This is a genomic window from Kitasatospora sp. NPDC088548, assembly GCF_044753005.1.
Classification (GTDB): domain Bacteria; phylum Actinomycetota; class Actinomycetes; order Streptomycetales; family Streptomycetaceae; genus Kitasatospora.
Window position 1 is genome coordinate 450,992 of the sequence record NZ_JBIVMI010000003.1, and the last position, 17,339, is coordinate 468,330.

15 protein-coding genes are annotated in these 17,339 nt (G+C 73.3%); 10 read left to right on the plus strand and 5 right to left on the minus strand.

The annotated features are described in order from the left end of the window. The first annotated feature begins 100 nt into the window (after nt 1-100). The 6 genes from ACIP82_RS07455 (at nt 101) to yidD (ending at nt 6,271) form a co-directional block, all read left to right on the plus strand. On the plus strand, nt 101-892 hold the full coding sequence (locus tag ACIP82_RS07455) for a DUF1963 domain-containing protein (RefSeq protein WP_363614498.1): 792 nt from the start codon (nt 101-103) through the stop codon (nt 890-892). A gap of 102 nt (nt 893-994) precedes the next feature. After that, complete coding sequence (locus ACIP82_RS07460; RefSeq protein ID WP_400651831.1) at nt 995-1,519, plus strand: GNAT family N-acetyltransferase; 525 nt, start codon at nt 995-997, stop codon at nt 1,517-1,519. Nucleotides 1,520-2,227: 708 nt separating this feature from the next. Next, complete coding sequence (locus ACIP82_RS07465) at nt 2,228-3,637, plus strand: family 2B encapsulin nanocompartment shell protein (RefSeq protein ID WP_363614494.1); 1,410 nt, start codon at nt 2,228-2,230, stop codon at nt 3,635-3,637. A gap of 149 nt (nt 3,638-3,786) precedes the next feature. Then, the gene (locus ACIP82_RS07470; protein ID WP_400651834.1) at nt 3,787-4,665 is read left to right on the plus strand and encodes a hypothetical protein; all 879 of its coding nucleotides are present in this window, start codon (nt 3,787-3,789) and stop codon (nt 4,663-4,665) included. A gap of 157 nt (nt 4,666-4,822) precedes the next feature. Further along, nucleotides 4,823-5,596: a hypothetical protein gene (locus ACIP82_RS07475; protein WP_400651836.1), complete on the plus strand. Its 774-nt coding sequence runs from the start codon at nt 4,823-4,825 to the stop codon at nt 5,594-5,596. Between the two features lie 99 nt (nt 5,597-5,695). Further along, entirely contained in the window at nt 5,696-6,271 is a 576-nt protein-coding gene (gene yidD, locus ACIP82_RS07480) for a membrane protein insertion efficiency factor YidD (RefSeq protein ID WP_400651839.1), read from the plus strand. Between the two features lie 127 nt (nt 6,272-6,398). On the opposite strand, the gene ACIP82_RS07485 is transcribed toward yidD, so the two are convergent. Then, nucleotides 6,399-8,714: a glycosyl hydrolase family 18 protein gene (locus tag ACIP82_RS07485; RefSeq protein WP_400651841.1), complete on the minus strand. Its 2,316-nt coding sequence runs from the start codon at nt 8,712-8,714 to the stop codon at nt 6,399-6,401. 392 nt (nt 8,715-9,106) lie between these two features. Here ACIP82_RS07485 and ACIP82_RS07490 point away from each other — a divergent pair, with 392 nt between their 5' ends. After that, nucleotides 9,107-9,760, plus strand: a complete 654-nt coding sequence (locus ACIP82_RS07490; RefSeq protein WP_363614484.1) for a class I SAM-dependent methyltransferase — start codon at nt 9,107-9,109, stop codon at nt 9,758-9,760. Between the two features lie 396 nt (nt 9,761-10,156). On the opposite strand, the gene ACIP82_RS07495 is transcribed toward ACIP82_RS07490, so the two are convergent. Both ACIP82_RS07495 and ACIP82_RS07500 read right to left on the minus strand, forming a co-directional pair. Next, a complete protein-coding gene (locus ACIP82_RS07495; RefSeq protein WP_400651844.1) occupies nt 10,157-10,564 on the minus strand; it encodes a hypothetical protein in 408 nt (135 codons plus the stop codon). A 208-nt stretch (nt 10,565-10,772) separates the two neighbouring features. Continuing rightward, nucleotides 10,773-12,164: a M20 family metallopeptidase gene (locus ACIP82_RS07500; protein ID WP_400651847.1), complete on the minus strand. Its 1,392-nt coding sequence runs from the start codon at nt 12,162-12,164 to the stop codon at nt 10,773-10,775. A gap of 144 nt (nt 12,165-12,308) precedes the next feature. On the opposite strand from ACIP82_RS07500, the gene ACIP82_RS07505 reads away from it, so the two are divergent. After that, on the plus strand, nt 12,309-12,893 hold the full coding sequence (locus ACIP82_RS07505; protein WP_363614475.1) for a TerD family protein: 585 nt from the start codon (nt 12,309-12,311) through the stop codon (nt 12,891-12,893). A 94-nt stretch (nt 12,894-12,987) separates the two neighbouring features. On the opposite strand, the gene ACIP82_RS07510 is transcribed toward ACIP82_RS07505, so the two are convergent. Next, complete coding sequence (locus ACIP82_RS07510) at nt 12,988-14,646, minus strand: ABC transporter permease (RefSeq protein ID WP_400651850.1); 1,659 nt, start codon at nt 14,644-14,646, stop codon at nt 12,988-12,990. Further along, nucleotides 14,643-15,584 (minus strand): ABC transporter ATP-binding protein, encoded by a 942-nt coding sequence (locus ACIP82_RS07515; RefSeq protein WP_400651852.1) that lies wholly within the window; start codon nt 15,582-15,584, stop codon nt 14,643-14,645. The genes ACIP82_RS07510 and ACIP82_RS07515 overlap by 4 nt, the downstream gene beginning before the upstream one ends. A gap of 70 nt (nt 15,585-15,654) precedes the next feature. Between ACIP82_RS07515 and ACIP82_RS07520 the strand changes: the two genes are divergently transcribed. Next, the gene (locus ACIP82_RS07520) at nt 15,655-16,164 is read left to right on the plus strand and encodes a GbsR/MarR family transcriptional regulator (protein ID WP_400651855.1); all 510 of its coding nucleotides are present in this window, start codon (nt 15,655-15,657) and stop codon (nt 16,162-16,164) included. Nucleotides 16,165-16,544: 380 nt separating this feature from the next. Beyond that, a partial coding sequence (locus tag ACIP82_RS07525) for a phospholipid carrier-dependent glycosyltransferase (protein WP_400651856.1) occupies nt 16,545-17,339 on the plus strand: 795 nt, incomplete at its 3' end.

Here is a 17,339-nt window from a genome sequence, read left to right on the forward strand (position 1 = left end):
CCGCCCCCCTCGAACCCCCGTCAGGTGCCGGCCGCCCCCGTACCGGCACCTGACGGGCTGTCCGGGTGGATTGTCGGACCCGGATGGCAGGCTTGCGCCCATGGCCGAACCGCTGCTCACCGACCCCGCCGGGGCCCTGACGACCCCGATGCCGTACGCCGTGCACGCGGCGATCCGCGAGCGGGCCGACGAGCGGACCGCCCCGCTGGTGGACGGGCTGCTGCGACCCTCGCTCGCCCTGCACGCCGGTCCGCAGGGCCCCGAAGGCCCGCGGGCCGGGCACCTCGGCGGACGGCCCGTGCTGCCGGCGGGCACCGACTGGCCGGAGTCCGCCGGGCGGCCGATGCAACTGCTCGCCCGGCTCGACTGCGCCGCACTGGCCGAGGCCTTCCGCACCACCGGGCACGGCGGCCGGTGGCCGCTCCCCGCCGACGGGCTGCTGCTGTTCTTCCACGACGACCGCTTCGCCGACTTCAGCGGCCACGGCTGCCGCGTCCTGCGGGTGCCCGCCGACGCCCCGCCCGGGCCCGCCCCCGCGAGCGGGGCCGGCGCGTCCGTGCTGCCGGCCGTCGAGGTCCGGGCCCACTGGGCGCTCTCCGCGCCGTCCTACCAGGACCGCGAGCTGGAGAACCTCTTCCCGGACGACTTCATGATCGCCCTCGACCTCGCCGCCGACTTCCGCGACCACCTGCCCCGGCCCGACGTCCGGGTCCTCGGCTGGTGCGACACCGACACCGGCCGCCCCACCGGCCACCGCCCGCTGCTCCAGGTCGAGGGCTCGGCGGCGGGCGCGGACTGGGGCGAGACCGTCAACGTGTCGTTCTGGATCACCGACGAGGACCTGGCGGCGGGCCGCTTCGACCGCGTCCGGCAGGGCTTCGAGGTGGCCTGAGCCGTACCGGCCCGGTATGCCCCTACGCTGGTGGCTGATCGACTCCTCTGCGCATTCCACGTGCTGGGAGTATGCGATGGTCAAAGTCCTACGGGGGCAGGAATGTTCACTACCGAGCGGCTGACGATACGACTGTGGGCGCAGGAGGAGCGGGAACGGCATTTCGACATCTACTCCCGTTGGGAGGTGTCGCGTTGGCTCGGCAGCGCCCCCCGCGCGCTGGAGAACGTCGACGAGGCGGATGCCGTCATCGCCCGCTACCGCTCCTTCTCGGACGACCCGCGCTACGGTGTCTGGGCCGTCGAACGCAAGGACACGGGCGTGGTGGCCGGTACCGTCCTGCTGGTGCCGATCCCCGGCGGTGACGGCGAGGTCGAGGTCGGCTGGCACTTCCATCCGGACTCCTGGGGCCACGGTTTCGCCACCGAGGCCGCCCGCGGAGCCGTCGCCAAGGGCTTCACCGATGGCCTCGACACCGTCTACTCCCTGGTCCGCCCCGACAACCTGCCCTCCCTGGCCGTCTGCCGCCGCCTCGGCATGAGCCCGCTCGGCCGCACCGACCGCTGGTACGGCGTGGAGATGGAGGCGTTCCGCCTGGACCGGCCGGGCGGTCGGCCAAGCGCCTGACTTCACGGCTGACTGGCCTTGTCCCGCGCGCGAATCCCGGGTTGCACGGCCGGCCGCGTCGTTGGGTTCATGGCTCCCGTCCCTTCCGTCGGGCGGCGGGGCCGACCGTGCGCCGCCCCGGGTACGAACCGGCCCTGCCCGGGCCGGACACCGCCCCCGTGGTGGGCCGCGTCGATGTCATCCGCCCGGTCCGTCGCGCGGTACGACGAACAGGCCACCCGGGACGGCCGGTTACGGCCGCCCCATTCGAACAGCCGTCCTGGTTCGCCGGAGAGTCGGCGTTGGTCCGGGCGCCGTTCCGAGCGTCGGCCTGCGAGATGTGTGCATCTGTTCGAGAGTCGAACGGACGTTCCCTGGGTCCGCGGCCCCCCGGTGGGCCACGGACCTCGCCGTTTCGCTGTTCGAGCGGAAGGGGGCGTTCCGGCGCGCGGGCGATTCGCATGCACAGGGATTCGAAGATCTGTCTAGAGGAGGCCGAGGGATTCCAACCTCTTCATGGCCGATATTCACCCTATCGGGCGGCACCTTCTGCATGGACCGGTCCGGCGGGGCGTCTTTGATCTAGGGTTCCGGATGGGCCTTCGGAAACGGCGGCCACCCTGCGAATCTTCGCCAACTTCCCATTATCCACGCATATGTGACGACACGTCGCGGCTCGCGCCGGGGCGGGTCCGGCGCGACCTGACCAGATGAAGGAGAACCCTGCCGATGCCGGTGGACACCAGCTCGGAGTCACAGCAGGTGCCGCAGCAGTCGAGCCTCGCCACGGCCGCTGCCCGCAACCTCGCCACCACCACCAAGTCCGCACCCCAGATGCAGGAGATCACCTCCCGCTGGCTGCTCAAGGTGCTGCCCTGGGTGCAGGCTGCGGGTGGTGCCTACCGGGTGAACCGGCGGCTCACCTACACCGTCGGTGACGGCCGGATCGAGTTCATCAAGACCGGTTCCGAGGTCCGGGTCATCCCGCGCGAGCTGGGTGAACTCGCCCTGCTGCGCGGCTTCGAGGACGACGAGGTGCTGACCGCCCTCGCCGACCGCTGTGAGCAGCGGGACTTCGGGCCGGGCGAGGTGCTCGCCGAGGCGGGCGCGCCGGCCGACCGGATCTACCTCATCGCCCACGGCAAGATCAACAAGATCGGCACCGGCAAGTACGGCGACGACACCGTGGTCGGCGTCCTCGGTGACGGCGACCGCTTCGGCGAGACCGCGGTGCTCGACCCGGACGCCGTCTGGGAGTTCACCGCCAAGACCGTCACCGCCGGTACCGTCCTCTCGCTGCCCCGGCGGCAGTTCCAGACCGTTCGGGACGGCTCCACGGCGCTCCAGGAGCACCTGCGCGAGTTCCTGACCCTGCCGCAGCAGGCCCAGAACGAGCGCGGCGAGGCCGAGATCGCGCTGTCGGCGGGCCACCACGGCGAGTACGAGCTGCCAGGCGCCTTCGTGGACTACGAGCTGAAGCCGCGCGAGTACGAGCTGAGCGTCGCGCAGACCGTGCTCAAGGTGCACACCAGGGTCGCCGACCTCTACAACCAGCCGATGAACCAGATCGAGCACCAGCTCCGGCTGACCATCGAGGCGCTGCGCGAGCGCCAGGAGCACGAGATCGTCAACAACCCGGAGTTCGGCCTGCTCAACAACGCCGACTTCGACCAGCGGATCCAGACCCACTCCGGTCCGCCCACCCCGGACGACCTCGACGAGCTGCTCAACCGCCGCCGTGACCCTGACTACCTGCTCGCCCACCCGCGCACCATCGCCGCCATCGGCCGTGAGCTGAACTCGCGCGGGCTCTACCCCCACCATGTCGACCTCGGCGGGCAGCAGGTTCCGGCGTGGCGCGGGGTGCCGATCCTGCCGTGCAACAAGATCCCGATCACCAAGGAGAACACCAGCTCGATCCTGGTGATCCGGACGGGCGAGGACAACCAGGGCGTCATCGGCCTGCACCAGACCGGGATCCCGGACGAGTACCAGCCGAGCCTCTCGGTCCGCTTCATGGGGATCAGCGAGAAGGCGATCATCTCCTACCTGGTCAGCGCCTACTACTCGGCCGCGATCCTGGTGCCCGACGCCGTCGGCGTGCTGGAGAACGTCGAGATCGCGCACGGCCGCGCCTGAGCGAGGCCGCGCCCGGACGACCCGCCCCCGGAGGCGGGCCGTCCGGCGTCGGCTCTCCCCGTACCGGCCGACCCTCCTGAGAACGCGAGAGGTGTAGGGAGCCCATGCCGCAGCCCCAGCAGCCGACGGATACCGATGGACGGTCAGCCGTGACCCGAGAGCTGACCTTCGCGAGGAGCGGCGGCGCTGCCGTCGGCGCTCCCGGGCGCGGAGTCCGGGTGGCCGGGGCGGCGGCCGGGGTGGCCGCGCTCTGCGCGCTGCTGAGCGGCGCGGCCGCCGCCCGGCCCGCCGGGCACCACGGCGGGGGGCGCCCGCACGGTCCGGTCGTCGTCGAGACCTGTGTCTCCGCCGGGACGGACGTCTCGGTTTCGGTCGGCAAGGGCGGCGTGGGTGTCGAGGTGGACGTCGACGTGGAGGTGGGCGTCTCCGTCGACCTCTCCGGGGTCCTGCACCATCCGCAGCCGCACCACCCCAAGCCCGACCACTCCGGCGGACACCACCACCACCCGTGTCCGAGCCCGACGCCGACTGTGACGCCCAGCCCCACGCCCACGCCGACGCCGAAGCCGACTGTGACGCCGACGCCGACACCCAGCTTCACGCCGACCCCGACTCCGACGCCGCCCCCCGTGCCGGTGCCGCCGCCCGCGCCCACACCCACGTCCGCACCCACCCCGCCGCCCGCGTCGCCCCGGCCGGAGCCCAAACCCTCGCCGACGCCGGATGTACGGCCGGCCGTACCGCCCCCGGCTCCCGCGCCCAAACCGCCCGCGCCGCCCAAACCGCCCGAACCGCCGGCGCCGACCGTCGCGCCGAGCCCGGCGGCCCCCAGCCCGGTGCGGGCGACACCCGCCGCGAAGCCGCTCCGGCTGCCGCCGGCCCCGCCCCCGCCCCCGCCCGCCCCGGAGCGTCGGCACGGCACGTCGCCCACCCGGACGATGCTGCTGGTCACCGTGCCGGCCGTGCTCGCGGCAGCGGTCCTGCGCCCGCGCGGCGGGTCCGGACGCGGCGGCTCCGGCCGGTCCTGAGGCGGGCTTCCCCTGAGGTCGGCAGCTCCTGAAGTCGGCCACTGCCGAGGCCGGTTGCCGCTGGGGCGGCCGGTCCCGAAGCCGGGTCCGCCCGCCCGTGGGCGGGCCCCCGGCCACGACGAGAGATCCACCCCCAAGAAGCAGGAAGGGAGTTCCCATGTCCGAGTGGTTGGCGCTGGCCATCGCCATGTCGGCGGCCTGCGCCGTCGTGGTGGCGGTGGTGCTGCTGAGGCACCGCAGGGTGCGCGAGGGCGACAGCTCCGACGAGACGCCGGACGTCATCGAGTACATGACGATGATGATCGGCGTGGTCTACGCGATCGTGCTCGGCCTCGCCATCGCGGGCGTCTGGGAGGCGCGCGGCGCCGCCCAGGACGACGCGCTGCGCGAGGCGCAGTCGCTGCACGAGGTGAGCGAGCGGGCGCAGGTCTACCCGGTCGAGTTCCGCGACAAGGTCCGGGCCGACGTGGACGCCTATGTCTCGTACGTGGTGGACGTCGAGTGGACGTACATGCGCGAGCACGGCGAGATCTCCGACCGGGGCACCGAACTGCTGGACAAGCTGCGGGCGGACGTCGCCACCCACGCCCCCGAGAGCGACCTGGAGTCCCAGGCCTACCAGCCGATCATGGACCGGATCAGCGCCGTCGACGAGGCCCGCAACGCCCGTGGCCAGAACGCCGGTCCGACCATGCCGGGCGTGGTCTGGTTCGGCCTGATCGTCGGGGCGCTGGTCACCGTCGGCATGGTGTTCGCGCTCCAGATCCGGCGTTCGGCCAGGGAGTTGGTCCTGGCGGGTGCGTTCAGCGCGTTGATCGCCTTCCTGCTCTTCCTGATCTGGGACTTCGACGACCCGTTCGGCCGCAGCGTCTCGGTGACCACCCAGCCGTTCACCGACCTCTTCCCGACCCTGGGCGGCGGCAGCGGCTGACCGCTGTTCGGGCGGCTGCGTAGCCGCCCGCGCCCTCGGATAATCTGACCGGGTCGTTGGGGGTCGGCCCCGGCGGAAGCACCGAAGGGATCATCCGTCGTGTCCTACCAGCAGCCCGGCCCCGGCGTCTCGTTCCCGCCGCAGCGCCCCCAGCGGGCCTGGTGGTGGCTGCCCGAGTCGGAGCGCCTCCGACGGCGGGAGCAGCGGCGGGCCTGGGAGGAGTACCGGCGCCGCAACGGCAAGCCGAAGAAGCGCGACAACGACTGCCTGGACGCCTGCGACTGCTGCGACCTCGCCGACCCCTGTCTGATCGCCCTCGTCCCGGTGATGATGGCCGCGGGCGTCCGGTTCGCCCTCGCCGGCGTTCGCGCCGGACGGCGGCCGGGCGCGGCGGGCGGTGCGGGCCCGGAGACCGGTGCGGACCGGGCGGCGCCCGTTCCCGAGGGCTTCGCGGCGGGCGCGCTGTACGGGGCGGTGCGGTACTACCGGACCGAGATCAGCCCGAAGCGCCCGGCCTGCTGCCCCTACACGCCGTCCTGCTCGACCTACGCCGTCCAGGCGCTGCACCGGCACGGTGCGCTGCGCGGCGCCCGGCTGACCGTCGGCCGGCTGCTGCGCTGCCGTCCGGGCGCGACCTCGCGCGGTGGAGCGGACCCGGTGCCGCGGAAGCGGTAGCGGCGGGCGGACACCCACGCCCGGACACCCCCGCCGGGCACACACGCCGGACACCACGCCGGACACACGCGGGGGCCGCGCGGATCACCTCGATCCGCGCGGCCCCTGGCCGTTCACTGACGGTGCGTCAGTGCAGGCTGCTGTTCATCGCGTTGAGCAGGGTGCCGGAGGCGTCGTCGTTCTCCAGGGAGAAGGCGAACATGCCGGCCAGGCCCTTGCTCTTGGCGTACGCCCCGCGCGCCTGGATGGCCTGCGGGGTGTCACCCGTCCAGAAGTTGGTGCCGTCGTAGACCCACGAGGTCTCGGTCACCGGGTCCCAGTGGGTGTTGGCCGCGGTGGGGGTCAGCTCCTTCCAGGCGGCCAGACCGGCCTCCTGGCTCAGCGGCTTGGCCGCGGTCGGGCCGGTCGCGCTCTGGTAGAGGCCGTAGTTGGAGCCGGCCGGGACGCCCGTCCAGCCGCGCCAGTAGAACGGGATGCCCAGCACCAGCTTGTTCGCCGGGAACCCGCCGGTGATGCCGTACTCCGGCAGGCCGGTGGTGTACGCGGCGAGCGTGGTGTCCACGTTGTACTTGCGGGTGCCCGGGGTGATCGGCGTGGTCGGGTCGGCCGGGCTGTCGTGCAGCGGGTCCTGGTGGTTGGTCGGGCCCTTGGCGTCCCAGGCGCCGTGCATGTCGTAGGTCATGATGTCGGCGTAGTCCAGGTACGCGCCGATCTTGTCGGTCTCCAGCAGCGCGATCTTGTCCTGGCCGCTCGGCAGCGCCGCCGTCAGCAGGAAGTGCTTGCCCTGCGCGGAGCCGAGGGCGTCCAGCTGGGTGCGGAACTCCTTCAGCAGCAGGGTGAAGTTCTGCTTGTCGGCGGGGGAGTAGTGGTTGCCGGTGTGACCGCCGGCCGAGCCCGGGTACTCCCAGTCGAGGTCCACGCCGTCGAAGAGGCCGGCCGCCGAGGCCTGCCCGCCCGAGGCGTCACCGGCGATGTTGGTCGGCAGGTTCCCCTTGAGGAACATGTCGACGCAGGAGGAGACGAAGGCCTTGCGGGAGGCGTCGGTCGCGGCCGCGTCCGAGAAGTACTTGGAGTACGTCCAGCCGCCGATCGAGATGGTGAACCGCAGGTTCGGGTACTTGGCCTTCAGCTGGCGCAGCTGGTTGAAGTTGCCCTTGAGCGGCTGCTCCCAGGTGTCGGTGGTGCCGTCCACGCTGTTGGCGCCGGTGTAGCTGTCCTGGTAGTCCGCGTAGGCGTCGCCCGCGCCGTCACCGGCGTTGGGGTTGTTCTCGTTGCCCGAGTCGGAGGCCTTCACCGCCTGGAAGCAGGTGTGCGAGGTGGGGTGGATGTTGGCGAAGGCGTAGTTGATGACGTCGAGCTTGCTCGCGGCGCCGCTGGTGTCGACGTTCTTCGGGTAGTACGCGTTCTCGTAGATGCCCCACTGGTCGAAGTAGGCCGACCGGAACGGGCTCGCCGCGGGCGCGGCGGAGGTGGTGGTGCTCACCGGCGAGGACTGGGCGGAGCCGTGGGTGCCGGAGTAGCCCTGGACGCTGAAGGTGTAGGCGGTGCCGGGCAGCAGCGAGCTGACGGCCACCGAGGTGCCCATCGAGGTCGCCACCAACTGGCCGCCGGAGTACACCTTGTAGGAGACCGGGCCGTCGCCGCTGGTCAGGGTGGACGGCTGCCAGCTGAGCACCACGGCGTTGCTGGTGACCTTGCTGACGGTCACCCCGGTGGGCGTGGTCACCTTGCCGTCGCCGGCCGGGCCGGTGGCCGTGGCGGTCGCGGTGGGGCTGGCGCTGCCGGTCGGGCTGTTGGAGGCCGTCGGGCTGTTCGACGCGGTCGGGCTGCTGGACGAGGTCGGACTGCTCGACGCCGTCGGGCTGCTGGACGCGGTGGGGCTGGTGCTGCTGGTCGGCCCGCCCGGGCCGGTCAGGCTGAGGTCGTCCGCGCGGTAGGTGCCGGTGCCGTACCAGCCGTGGGTGAAGACCGTCACCGAGGTGGTGCTCGCACCGGTGGTGAAGGTGGTGCTCAGCTGCGTCCAGCCGGTCGCGTTGGGCGCCCAGGTGGAGGCGTTGACGCCGGTGCCGGTCGCGCCGAGGTAGACGTAGCTGCCCTGGACCCAGCCGGCCAGGGTGTACGTGGTGTTGGGCTGGACGGTGACCGTCTGCTGGCACTGCGCGGTGTCGGAGGCGGAGGCGGCGGCGCTGAGCGCGTAACTCCCGCCGTGCACCGGGGTGGTGACGACCGACCCGTTGGCGCAGGTCCAGCCGGCCAGGGTGCCGGTCTCGAAGTCGGCGTTGGTCAGCAGGTTGACCGCGGCAGCCGAGGCCGTGTTGAGCGACAGGGCGAGGGCGGCGCTGCCGGTGGTGAGGGTGGCCGCGAGGGCCAGCGCGGTGGCGCGCCGGCGGGGCGCGGTGGACCGGCGGGTGGCAGGGCGTGCGGGCAGGACTCTGTCGTGCATGCGATGTCCTCCGGATGAGTGGGGGTTTCCGGCGGTGCGACGGCCCGGGGCGGGCCGCAGGGGAGCCGAACCGAGCGCTGTGGGGGCGCGCGGGGACGGGTGACACGAACTGGGCGTACGGTGCCGCGGCACGGCCGGCCCGGAGGCCACCGTGTCACGACATCACAGATTGGACTGGACCAATATTCGCCGTCAAGGGTGCCCGCCCGATGGATGGTTGGCGGACTCCAGGACGGACCTCCGGAGCTGTCCCCGGGACGGACCTCCGGATCGGGCCGACCGCCCCGGCGCCGCGACGGAGCGTCGGCGGTCCCGGCGGCGTGCGGGGGTTCCCCGGCCCGCCGCCAGTACCGTGACCGTACGAAGCGGACCCGCCGAACGAAGGACGAGCCATGGACAGCCAGGACTGGGACGACCGGTACGCCGCGAGCGAGCTGGTCTGGGGCGCCGAACCCAACCGCTGGGTGGTCCGCGAACTGACCGGGCACACCCCCGGCCGCGCCCTGGACGTCGCCGCCGGGGAGGGCCGCAACAGCATCTGGCTGGCCCGCCAGGGCTGGCAGGTCACCGGCCTCGACTACTCCGCGGTCGCCGTCGAACGGGCCGAACGGCTCACCGCCGCCCTGCCCGACGAGGTCGCCGACCGGCTCACCTGGCGGCACGGCGACGCCCGCACCTTCGAACTCCCGGCCGACGGCTACGACCTGGTCCTGGTCGCCTACCTCCACCTGCCGGCCGCCGAACGCCGGGCGGCGCTGCGCCGCGCCGCCGCCGCGCTCGCCCCCGGCGGCACCCTGCTGGTGGTCGGCCACGACACCACCAACCTCACCGAGGGCATCGGCGGCCCGCAGGACCCGCGCGTCCTGTTCACCCCGGACGACGTGCTCGCCGACCTCGCGTCCACCGGCCTGCGCACCGTCCGGGCGGAACGCGTCCGCCGCCCGGTGACCGCCGAGGCCGGTCACCGGCGGACACCCGACGCAGACCCGGTCCACCCGGTGGCCGCCGAGGCCGTCGATGCCCTGGTCCGGCTGGAGCGCGGGTAGCGGGCGCATCCTGGCCGACCGGCGACAGCGCCCCGGGCCAGGCCCGGTGGGCGCGCCCACCGTCGGCGCAACGGGGGCCCTGCGGCGGGGCCGGACGACGCTGGGCCGGGTGAGCAACGGGAGATCCGACGAGAAGAGCCCGCACCGGCTGATCGCCCTGACACCGCTGGTGCTCGGCATCAAGGTCCCCACCGGACTGGACGCGGCCGGTTCCGCAACGCCGTGCACGACGCACTGCCGCAGCTCGGAGCCTGCGCGCCGAGCTTCGCCATCCTCGCCGGCCACTGGCGTGACCACCGCCGGATCCTGCGACTGCCGCCACGCAATTCCTGCCTGCCGGGAGCTCTTCAGCCCTGTCCGTGGATCACCTGAAGCTGCTCTGCGGGCCCTCCGGTGTCACGCGCCGGAGTTCCAGCGGCGGTCTCCGCCGGAGGTCGCCGACCGGCGCCCTGTGTGCAGGACTTCGTCGCTCTCGGGGTCCGCCACCTCCCACGCGAGCAGAGCGGCCATCCTCGCCGCCAGTGCCTGTGCGGCTTCGTAGGCCGGGGGGCCGCCGCCCGAGGAGCAGATCAGCTCCACCACGTTGACCCGCTGGGGCACCGTGCCCTCGTGGACGGCGTAGCTACCGGTGCTGTCGCACGCGGCGAGGGTCACATGGAGCCAGTCAGGGCCACCCTCGGCCTCGTAGAAGGCGAGGTCGGTCCTCCGAAGGCCGGGCACCGAGTCCAGGCACTCCACCAGCACAGACGCCGGGGTGCTCTCGCTGTAGCGACAGTCCGAGCGAACGGTCAGATACCTGTACATTCCCGCATCCTCGCATCCGCCCGAAGGGGCAAGCGAGGGCGGAACGAGAGAGCTCCGGGCGTAGTCCCTGGCGCGCCCGCCGGGAACCGGCCGCCGGCCAACGGCGGGGGAGCAGGGTTCGGTGCCTGGCGGCAGGCCGGGGGCTGAACCGGGAACCGGGAACCGGGAACCGGGGCCCGCCCCCGGTTCCCGGTCCAGCCCCGCCGGGTCAGTCCCCGGCGGGCTCCAGCGCACCCGTGAGGTGGTCCCAGGCGACGTTGACGTGCAGCCGGACACCGGTGACCAGAGTGTCGTCGTCGGCGTAGAAGTGCGGGTTGTGGTTGACCGCCACCCCGCGCCCGCCCGGCACCGGGACGACCGTGCCCTCGGCGGTGCGCTCGGTGTCCTGCACGCCGAGCATCACGTACAGCCCGCCGAACGCGTTGACGAACTCCGAGACGTCGTCGTACCCGAGCGAGGGTTGCACCTCGGCGACCCGGTCCGCGCCCACCACCCGACGGAAGGTCGGCAGCGCCGCCGCCACCCACTCCGGCCGGTTGTGCAGGGCGGGTACCGGCTGGAGATAGTCCACCCGCGCCGTGCAGTTGTACGCCAGGGCGGTGTGCTCGGCCAGCGTCGCCAGGCGCTTCTCCACCTCGGCCATCTCCGACTCGACGGCGCACCGGATGGTGCCCCAGAGGGTGACCTGCTCGCCGATGATGTTGAACCGGCCGACGTCCTCCAGGTGCCCGATGGTGACCGCGACCGGGTCGTAGGCCGAGCGCTGCCGGTAGAGCTGGCCGATCCCGGTGAGCACGGCCCCGGCGGCGGGCATCGGGTCCTCGCCCCGCCAGGGCGAGGACCCGTGCGTCTGCCGGCCGGTGATCACGATCCGGACCAGCCGGGAGGCGCTCAGCTGGTAGCCCGCGTGGTAGCCGACGTGCCCCTTCGGGTCCGATGTGACGTGCAGGCCGAACACCATGGACGGCGCGGGGTCGGCGAGCGCACCCTCGGCGAGCATCACGCGCGCCCCGCCCGGCTCGTCCACCGGCGGGCCCTCCTCGGCGGGCTGGAAGACGAACAGCACCGTGCCCGGAAGCTCCCCCCGGACGCCGGCCAGGACGGTGGCCGCGCCCAGCAGGATCGCGGCGTGGCAGTCGTGACCGCAGGCGTGCGAGACGGGGAACGGGCCGCCAGGGTAGTCGGCGTCCACGACCGTGGAGGCGAAGTCGGTGCCGCAGCGGTCCGGCACCGGCAGCGCGTCGGTGTCGGCGCGCAGCGCGATCACCCCCGTACCCGGGCGGCCGCCGCGCAGCACGCCGACCACGCCGTGGCCGGCGATGCCGGTGCGCACCTCGTCCAGGCCGAGCGCGCGCAGGTGGTCGGCGATCAGCGCGGCGGTGCCGGCCTCGCGGTTGGGGAGCTCGGGGTGGGCGTGCAGATGGCGGCGCCAGCGGATCACCTGGTCGGCGATCTCGGCCGCGCGGCGGTCCAGTTCGGCGTGGAGCGGGTCGACGGGTGCGGCGGCGGGTGGGCCGTCGGCCGTGCTGCCGGTGCTGCCGGTGGTGCCGGTGGTGCTGTCGGACGTGGCGCGGTCCGTGTCGTGGTGCGTGTCGGTCATCGCGTACCCCTCCCGGTGCCAGGATCGTGTGGTGATGATCGTAGAAGCGGGGTACGGGGTTTCCCAGAGGCGACTCGTGCGGACCCGGCCGCTCTACAGTGCTGTAGATTCAGGGTGCGCAGGCGGAGGAACGAGGAGGGCGCGATGAGCGTTTCGCTGGCCAAGGGGCAGAAGCTGAGCCTGGAGAAGCCGGGCGGCGGTCGGTTGGGCGTGGTGCGGATGGGTCTCGGCTGGCGGGCCGTCCAGCGCAAGGGGTTCTTCGCCAAGCTGCTGGCCTCGCAGGAGATCGACCTGGACGCCTCGGCCGTGCTGTTCTCCGAGGGCAAGCCGGTGGACGTGGTGTTCTTCCAGCACCTCACCAGCAACGACGGTTCGGTGCGGCACAGCGGTGACAACCTGACCGGCGGCGCGGGCGACGCCACCGACGACGAGTCGATCACGGTGGACCTGACCCAGGTCCCGGCGGTGGTCGACCAGATCCTCTTCACCGTCAACTCCTTCACCGGGCAGACCTTCCAGGAGGTCGAGAACGCCTTCTGCCGCCTGGTGGACGAGCAGACCGGCGCCGAGCTGGCCCGCTACACGCTGACCGGCGGCGGTCCGTACACCGCCCAGATCATGGCCAAGGTGCAGCGCACGCCCGCCGGTTGGCAGATGGCCGCGATCGGCCAGCCGGCCAGCGGCCGTACCTTCCAGGACCTGATGCCGGAGCTGGTCAAGTACCTGTGACGGCGACGCCGCGGGGCCCGTCCGGGACGAACCGGACGGGCCCCGCGGGCTGTTCACCGGCCCCGGGCGCCGTGGGCCGGGTGAGCCGGGTGGGTCAGGTGAGTTCCAGGTCGCGCCGCTTGAACCCGGCCAGGCCGAGGGCGAGCAGGGCGGCCGCGACCAGGGTGAGTGCGGCGAGCGGCGTCCAGTTCATCCCGGCCGCCGGGAGCCGGGGCACCTGGCCGAACGGCGAGAGCCGGTTCAGCGCGTCCGGCAGCTTCAGCAGCGGGCCGAGGTAGCCGATCACGAAGGCGTAGGCCGGGACGAGCCAGGCCAGCGGCGCGGCTCTGGGCAGCCAGCCGTACACGGCCGCGGCGAAACCCACCGTCACCCACTGGGCGGGCGCGAACGCCAGGGCCGCGCCGGTCAGCCGTAGGAACGCGCCCCCGTCGCCGGTGGAGACCGCGCCCGCGAGGCCGAAGCCGAGACCGGTCGCCAGCATCAGCGCGGTGGATCCGAGCAGCGCGACCGTCAGATGGCCGCCCAGCCAGCGGGTGCGGGAGAGGCCGGTGGCGAGCACCGGTTCGGCCCGCCCGGCGGCCTCCTCCGCGCGCGGGCGAAGCGTGGCCAGCACCGCGTAGACGGCGCCCACCACGGCGACGACCAGCATGGTCATGGCGGCGAAGGAGTCGGCGAGGGAATGGCCGCCGAGCCGCGCCAGGGCGTCCCTGAGCTGTTCGACGTCCTTCAGCATCGAGTCGGCGCCGCCGAGCAGTGAGCCGTACATCGCGCCGAGCAGCACCAGCGCCACCGCGAAGCCGCCCAGCAGGCCGCGGTGGAGCCGCAGCGGGAAGCCGAGCGCGGTGCCGAGCGCGGGGCTGCCGACGGGCGGGCCGGGGCGGGTGGCGCGCAGCCCGGCGCCGACATCGCGCCGGGTGCTGAGCGCGAACGCCGCCGCGCCGGTGGTGGCGGCGAGGGCGAGCACCGGCGGCAGCGGCCACCAGCGGTCGTCGACGAAGACGTAGGTGCGCTGGAGCCAGCCGACCGGGGAGGCCCAGGACAGTCCGTTGCCACCGGCGTCCCCGGCCGCGCGCAGGGCGTAGGCGGCGCCCAGTACGGCGAGGGCCAGGCCGGAGGCGGTCCGGGTGTGCGCGGTGAACTGGACGGCGACGGCGGCCACGGCGGCGAACAGCAGTCCGGCGGCGGCGTGTGCCGCTCCGTACAGCAGGGCGCCGCCGGCGGTGATGCCGGGGACGCCGAGGGCGGGCAGCCCGGCGGCGAGCAGCAGGGCGAGCGCGAGGTTGGCGACGGCGGCGGTGGCGAGCGCGGCTGTGAGCTGGGCGTGGCGGCCGACCGCGGTGGAGCGGACGAGTTCGGCGCGGCCGCTCTCCTCCTCGGCCCGGGTGTGCCGGGTGATGATCAGGATGCTCATCAGACCGGCCAGGACGGTCATCAGACCCAGCATCCGGTGCCCGAGCATGGCGCCGTAGGTGTAGTCGCCCAGGTAGTGGGCGGGCCCGGTCAGGGCGAGCACCGCCGGGCTGTCGGAGGCCCGGGCGATCGAGGCGCGGTCGGCGGCGGTCGGGTAGACGGTGTGGAGGCTGTTCGCGGTGGAGAGCGTCAGCAGGCCCAGGCCGAGCACCCAGGCCGGGAGGCGGAGGCGGTCCCGCCGCAGGTCGAAACGGAGCAGCGCGCCGGTGCCGGCCAGCACGCCACCGGGAGGCCGGGGGCGGCCGGCCGCCGTGCCGGCGGAGGCGGCGGTGGTGGCGGTCATCGCGGGGCCCCGCCGTCGCGCTCGTCGCCGGTGCCGCGGTGGCCGTTCGCGGCCAGCTCGTCGCCGTAGTGGCGCAGCATCAGCTCCTCCAGCGTGGGCGGGTGGCTGACCAGGCTGCGCAGTCCGGCCGCGCCGAGCCGCTGGACGGCGGCGTCCAACCGGGCGCCGTCCACGGCGAAGTGGACCCGGTTGCCGTCGGTGCGGACGCCGTGGACGCCGGGCAGGTCCGCCAGGCCGGTGACCGGCCGCTGGGTCTCGGCCTCGATGGTGGTCCGGGTGAGGTGGCGCAGTTCGCCGAGGGTGCCGCTCTGCACCACCCGGCCCCGGCGGATGATGCTGACCCGGTCGCCGAGCTTCTCCACCTGGGCCAGGATGTGGCTGGAGAGCAGGATGGTCCGCCCCTGCCGTTTGGCCTGGAGGACGACGTCCTGGAAGACGACCTCCATCAGCGGGTCGAGGCCCGCGGTCGGCTCGTCGAGCAGCAGCAGCTCGGCGTCGGAGGCCAGCGCGGCGACGATGGCGACCTTCTGCCGGTTGCCCTTGGAGTAGGCGCGGCCCTTCTTGGTCGGGTCGAGGTCGAAGCGTTCGACCAGTTCGTCGCGGCGGCGGCGGTCGTGGTTGCCGTGCAGCCGGGCGAGCAGGTCGATGGCCTCGCCGCCGGTGAGGTTCGGCCAGAGTTCGACGTCGCCGGGGACGTAGGCGAGGCGGCGGTGCAGCTCGACGGCGTCGTTCCACGGGTCCTTGCCGAGCAGCCTGGCGGTGCCGCCGTCGGCCCGCAGCAGGCCCAGCAGCACCCGGATGGTGGTGGACTTCCCGGCGCCGTTGGGCCCGAGGAAGCCGTGCACCTCGCCGGTCTCGACCGTGAGGTCGAGGCCGTCCAGCGCGGTGGTCCGGCCGAAGGACTTGCGGAGGCCGGACAGGGCGATTGCCTTCGTCATGCTCCTGAAGATACCGTAGTTTCAGAAAAACGTGAATATTGGGAAGGCGCTAAAGTCGGGGCGGACGCGGATGTGGCGCTTGGAGGAAGGTGTGCGGGTGAAGCGGGAAGAGCGGGACGCCGGGGCGGTCTCGGAGTTCGTCGAGCGGTTCGCGGCCGAGCTGACGGTGGCCGGGTTTCCCCGGATGCCGGCCCGGGTCTTCTCCTGCCTGATGGCCGAGGACAGCGGCGTGCTCACCTCCGCCGAGCTCTCCGAGCGGCTGCGGATCAGCCCGGCGGCCGTCTCCGGGGCGATGCGCTATCTCAGCCAGACGGGCCTGGTCTCCAAGGAGCGCGAGCCCGGTTCGCGCCGCGACCGCTACCGGGTGTTCGACGACGTCTGGTTCGCCTCCCTGGCCCGGCGTGACGAACTGCTGGTGCGCTGGGTGCGGGTGCTGAGGGACGGTGAGTCCACGCTCGGTCCGGACAGTGTCGCCGGTGAACGGCTGGCCGAGAGCGCCGAGTTCTTCGAGTTCATGATCGGCGAGCTGGACGGTCTGCTGGACCGCTGGCGCGCCCACCGCGCCGCCCTGGCGGGCTGAGGCCCGCGGCGGAAGGCCGCGGTCGGGGTCGCCGCCGCGTTCTTCCGTCTTCGGCGCCGGATTGGCTGGACGCTATATGTAGATCAACGATATATATGACTGCGTGACAGGACGCTTCATGCGAGAGCCGACCCCGCTTCGGGGCACCGCCCTCGCCGGTGCCCCGGGCACGGCTGCGTGCCCGGGCGGTCAGGTGGCGGACGCCGCCCGCCCACCGGCGTGGCAGGGAGCGAGCGAACACAGCGTGCGAGTCGTCGGCGCCGACCGCGCCCGGCCCGACCGAGCCGAGCCCTCCGGGCTGCCGGGCGGGCCGCGGACAGGCCGGCCGGCCTGCCGCATCCATCTCAGAGCCGGGCTATCAGGGGAAGAGTCGGAGATCAGTGCAGCAGACTTCAACAGAGACCGTCGAAGAACGCCGGGACGGCGTCCGGGAGAGCAGTGATCCGGTCGGCGCGACGCGACCGGTGGGCCTCGTGGCCCGGGGGGTGCGGCGGTTCGACCAGGCCCGGGGCCGCCGCTGGTTCTGGCCGGCGGCGCTGCTCGTCGGCTACGCCGTGGAGGTGCTCTTCCGGCTGGTGCTCGTCCGGCACCTGAACTACCCGTCCGTACACCCCGACGAGGACTCCTATCTCGTCCTGGCCCGGGTGCTGGCCGGCCGGCCGACCACCGAGATGCCGGTCGGCGTGGTGATCCCCGGCGGCTACCCGCTGCTGATCTCCCCGGCGCTGCGGATAGCCGACGACCCCGTCACGGCCTACCACCTGGTGATGGGGATCAACGCGCTGCTGAACGCGCTGGTCTTCCCGCTGGCCTTCCTGGCGCTGCGCCGCCTCGGCCTCCGCCGGCTGCTGGCGTACGTCTTCGCCGGCGTCACCGCGCTGCTGCCGCCGGTGATCTTCTACTCCGAGTTCGCCATGTCGGACACCGTCCTGCCGGTGCTGATCCTGGCCTGGCTGCTCTGCATGCACGGCTGGCTCAGCGACGGCCCGGCCCGGCATCGTGCCTGGTACGCGGCGGGGACGGGCGCGGCCGCCGGGTACGCGATGGCCACGCACGACCGGGGCGGCGTGGTGGTCGCAGTGACCGCGGTGGTCTTCCTCGGCGTGCTGGTGCTGCGCTGGGCGCCCTGGCGCACCACGGTGGCGGGGCTCGGGGCGCTCGGGGTCTTCGTGGCC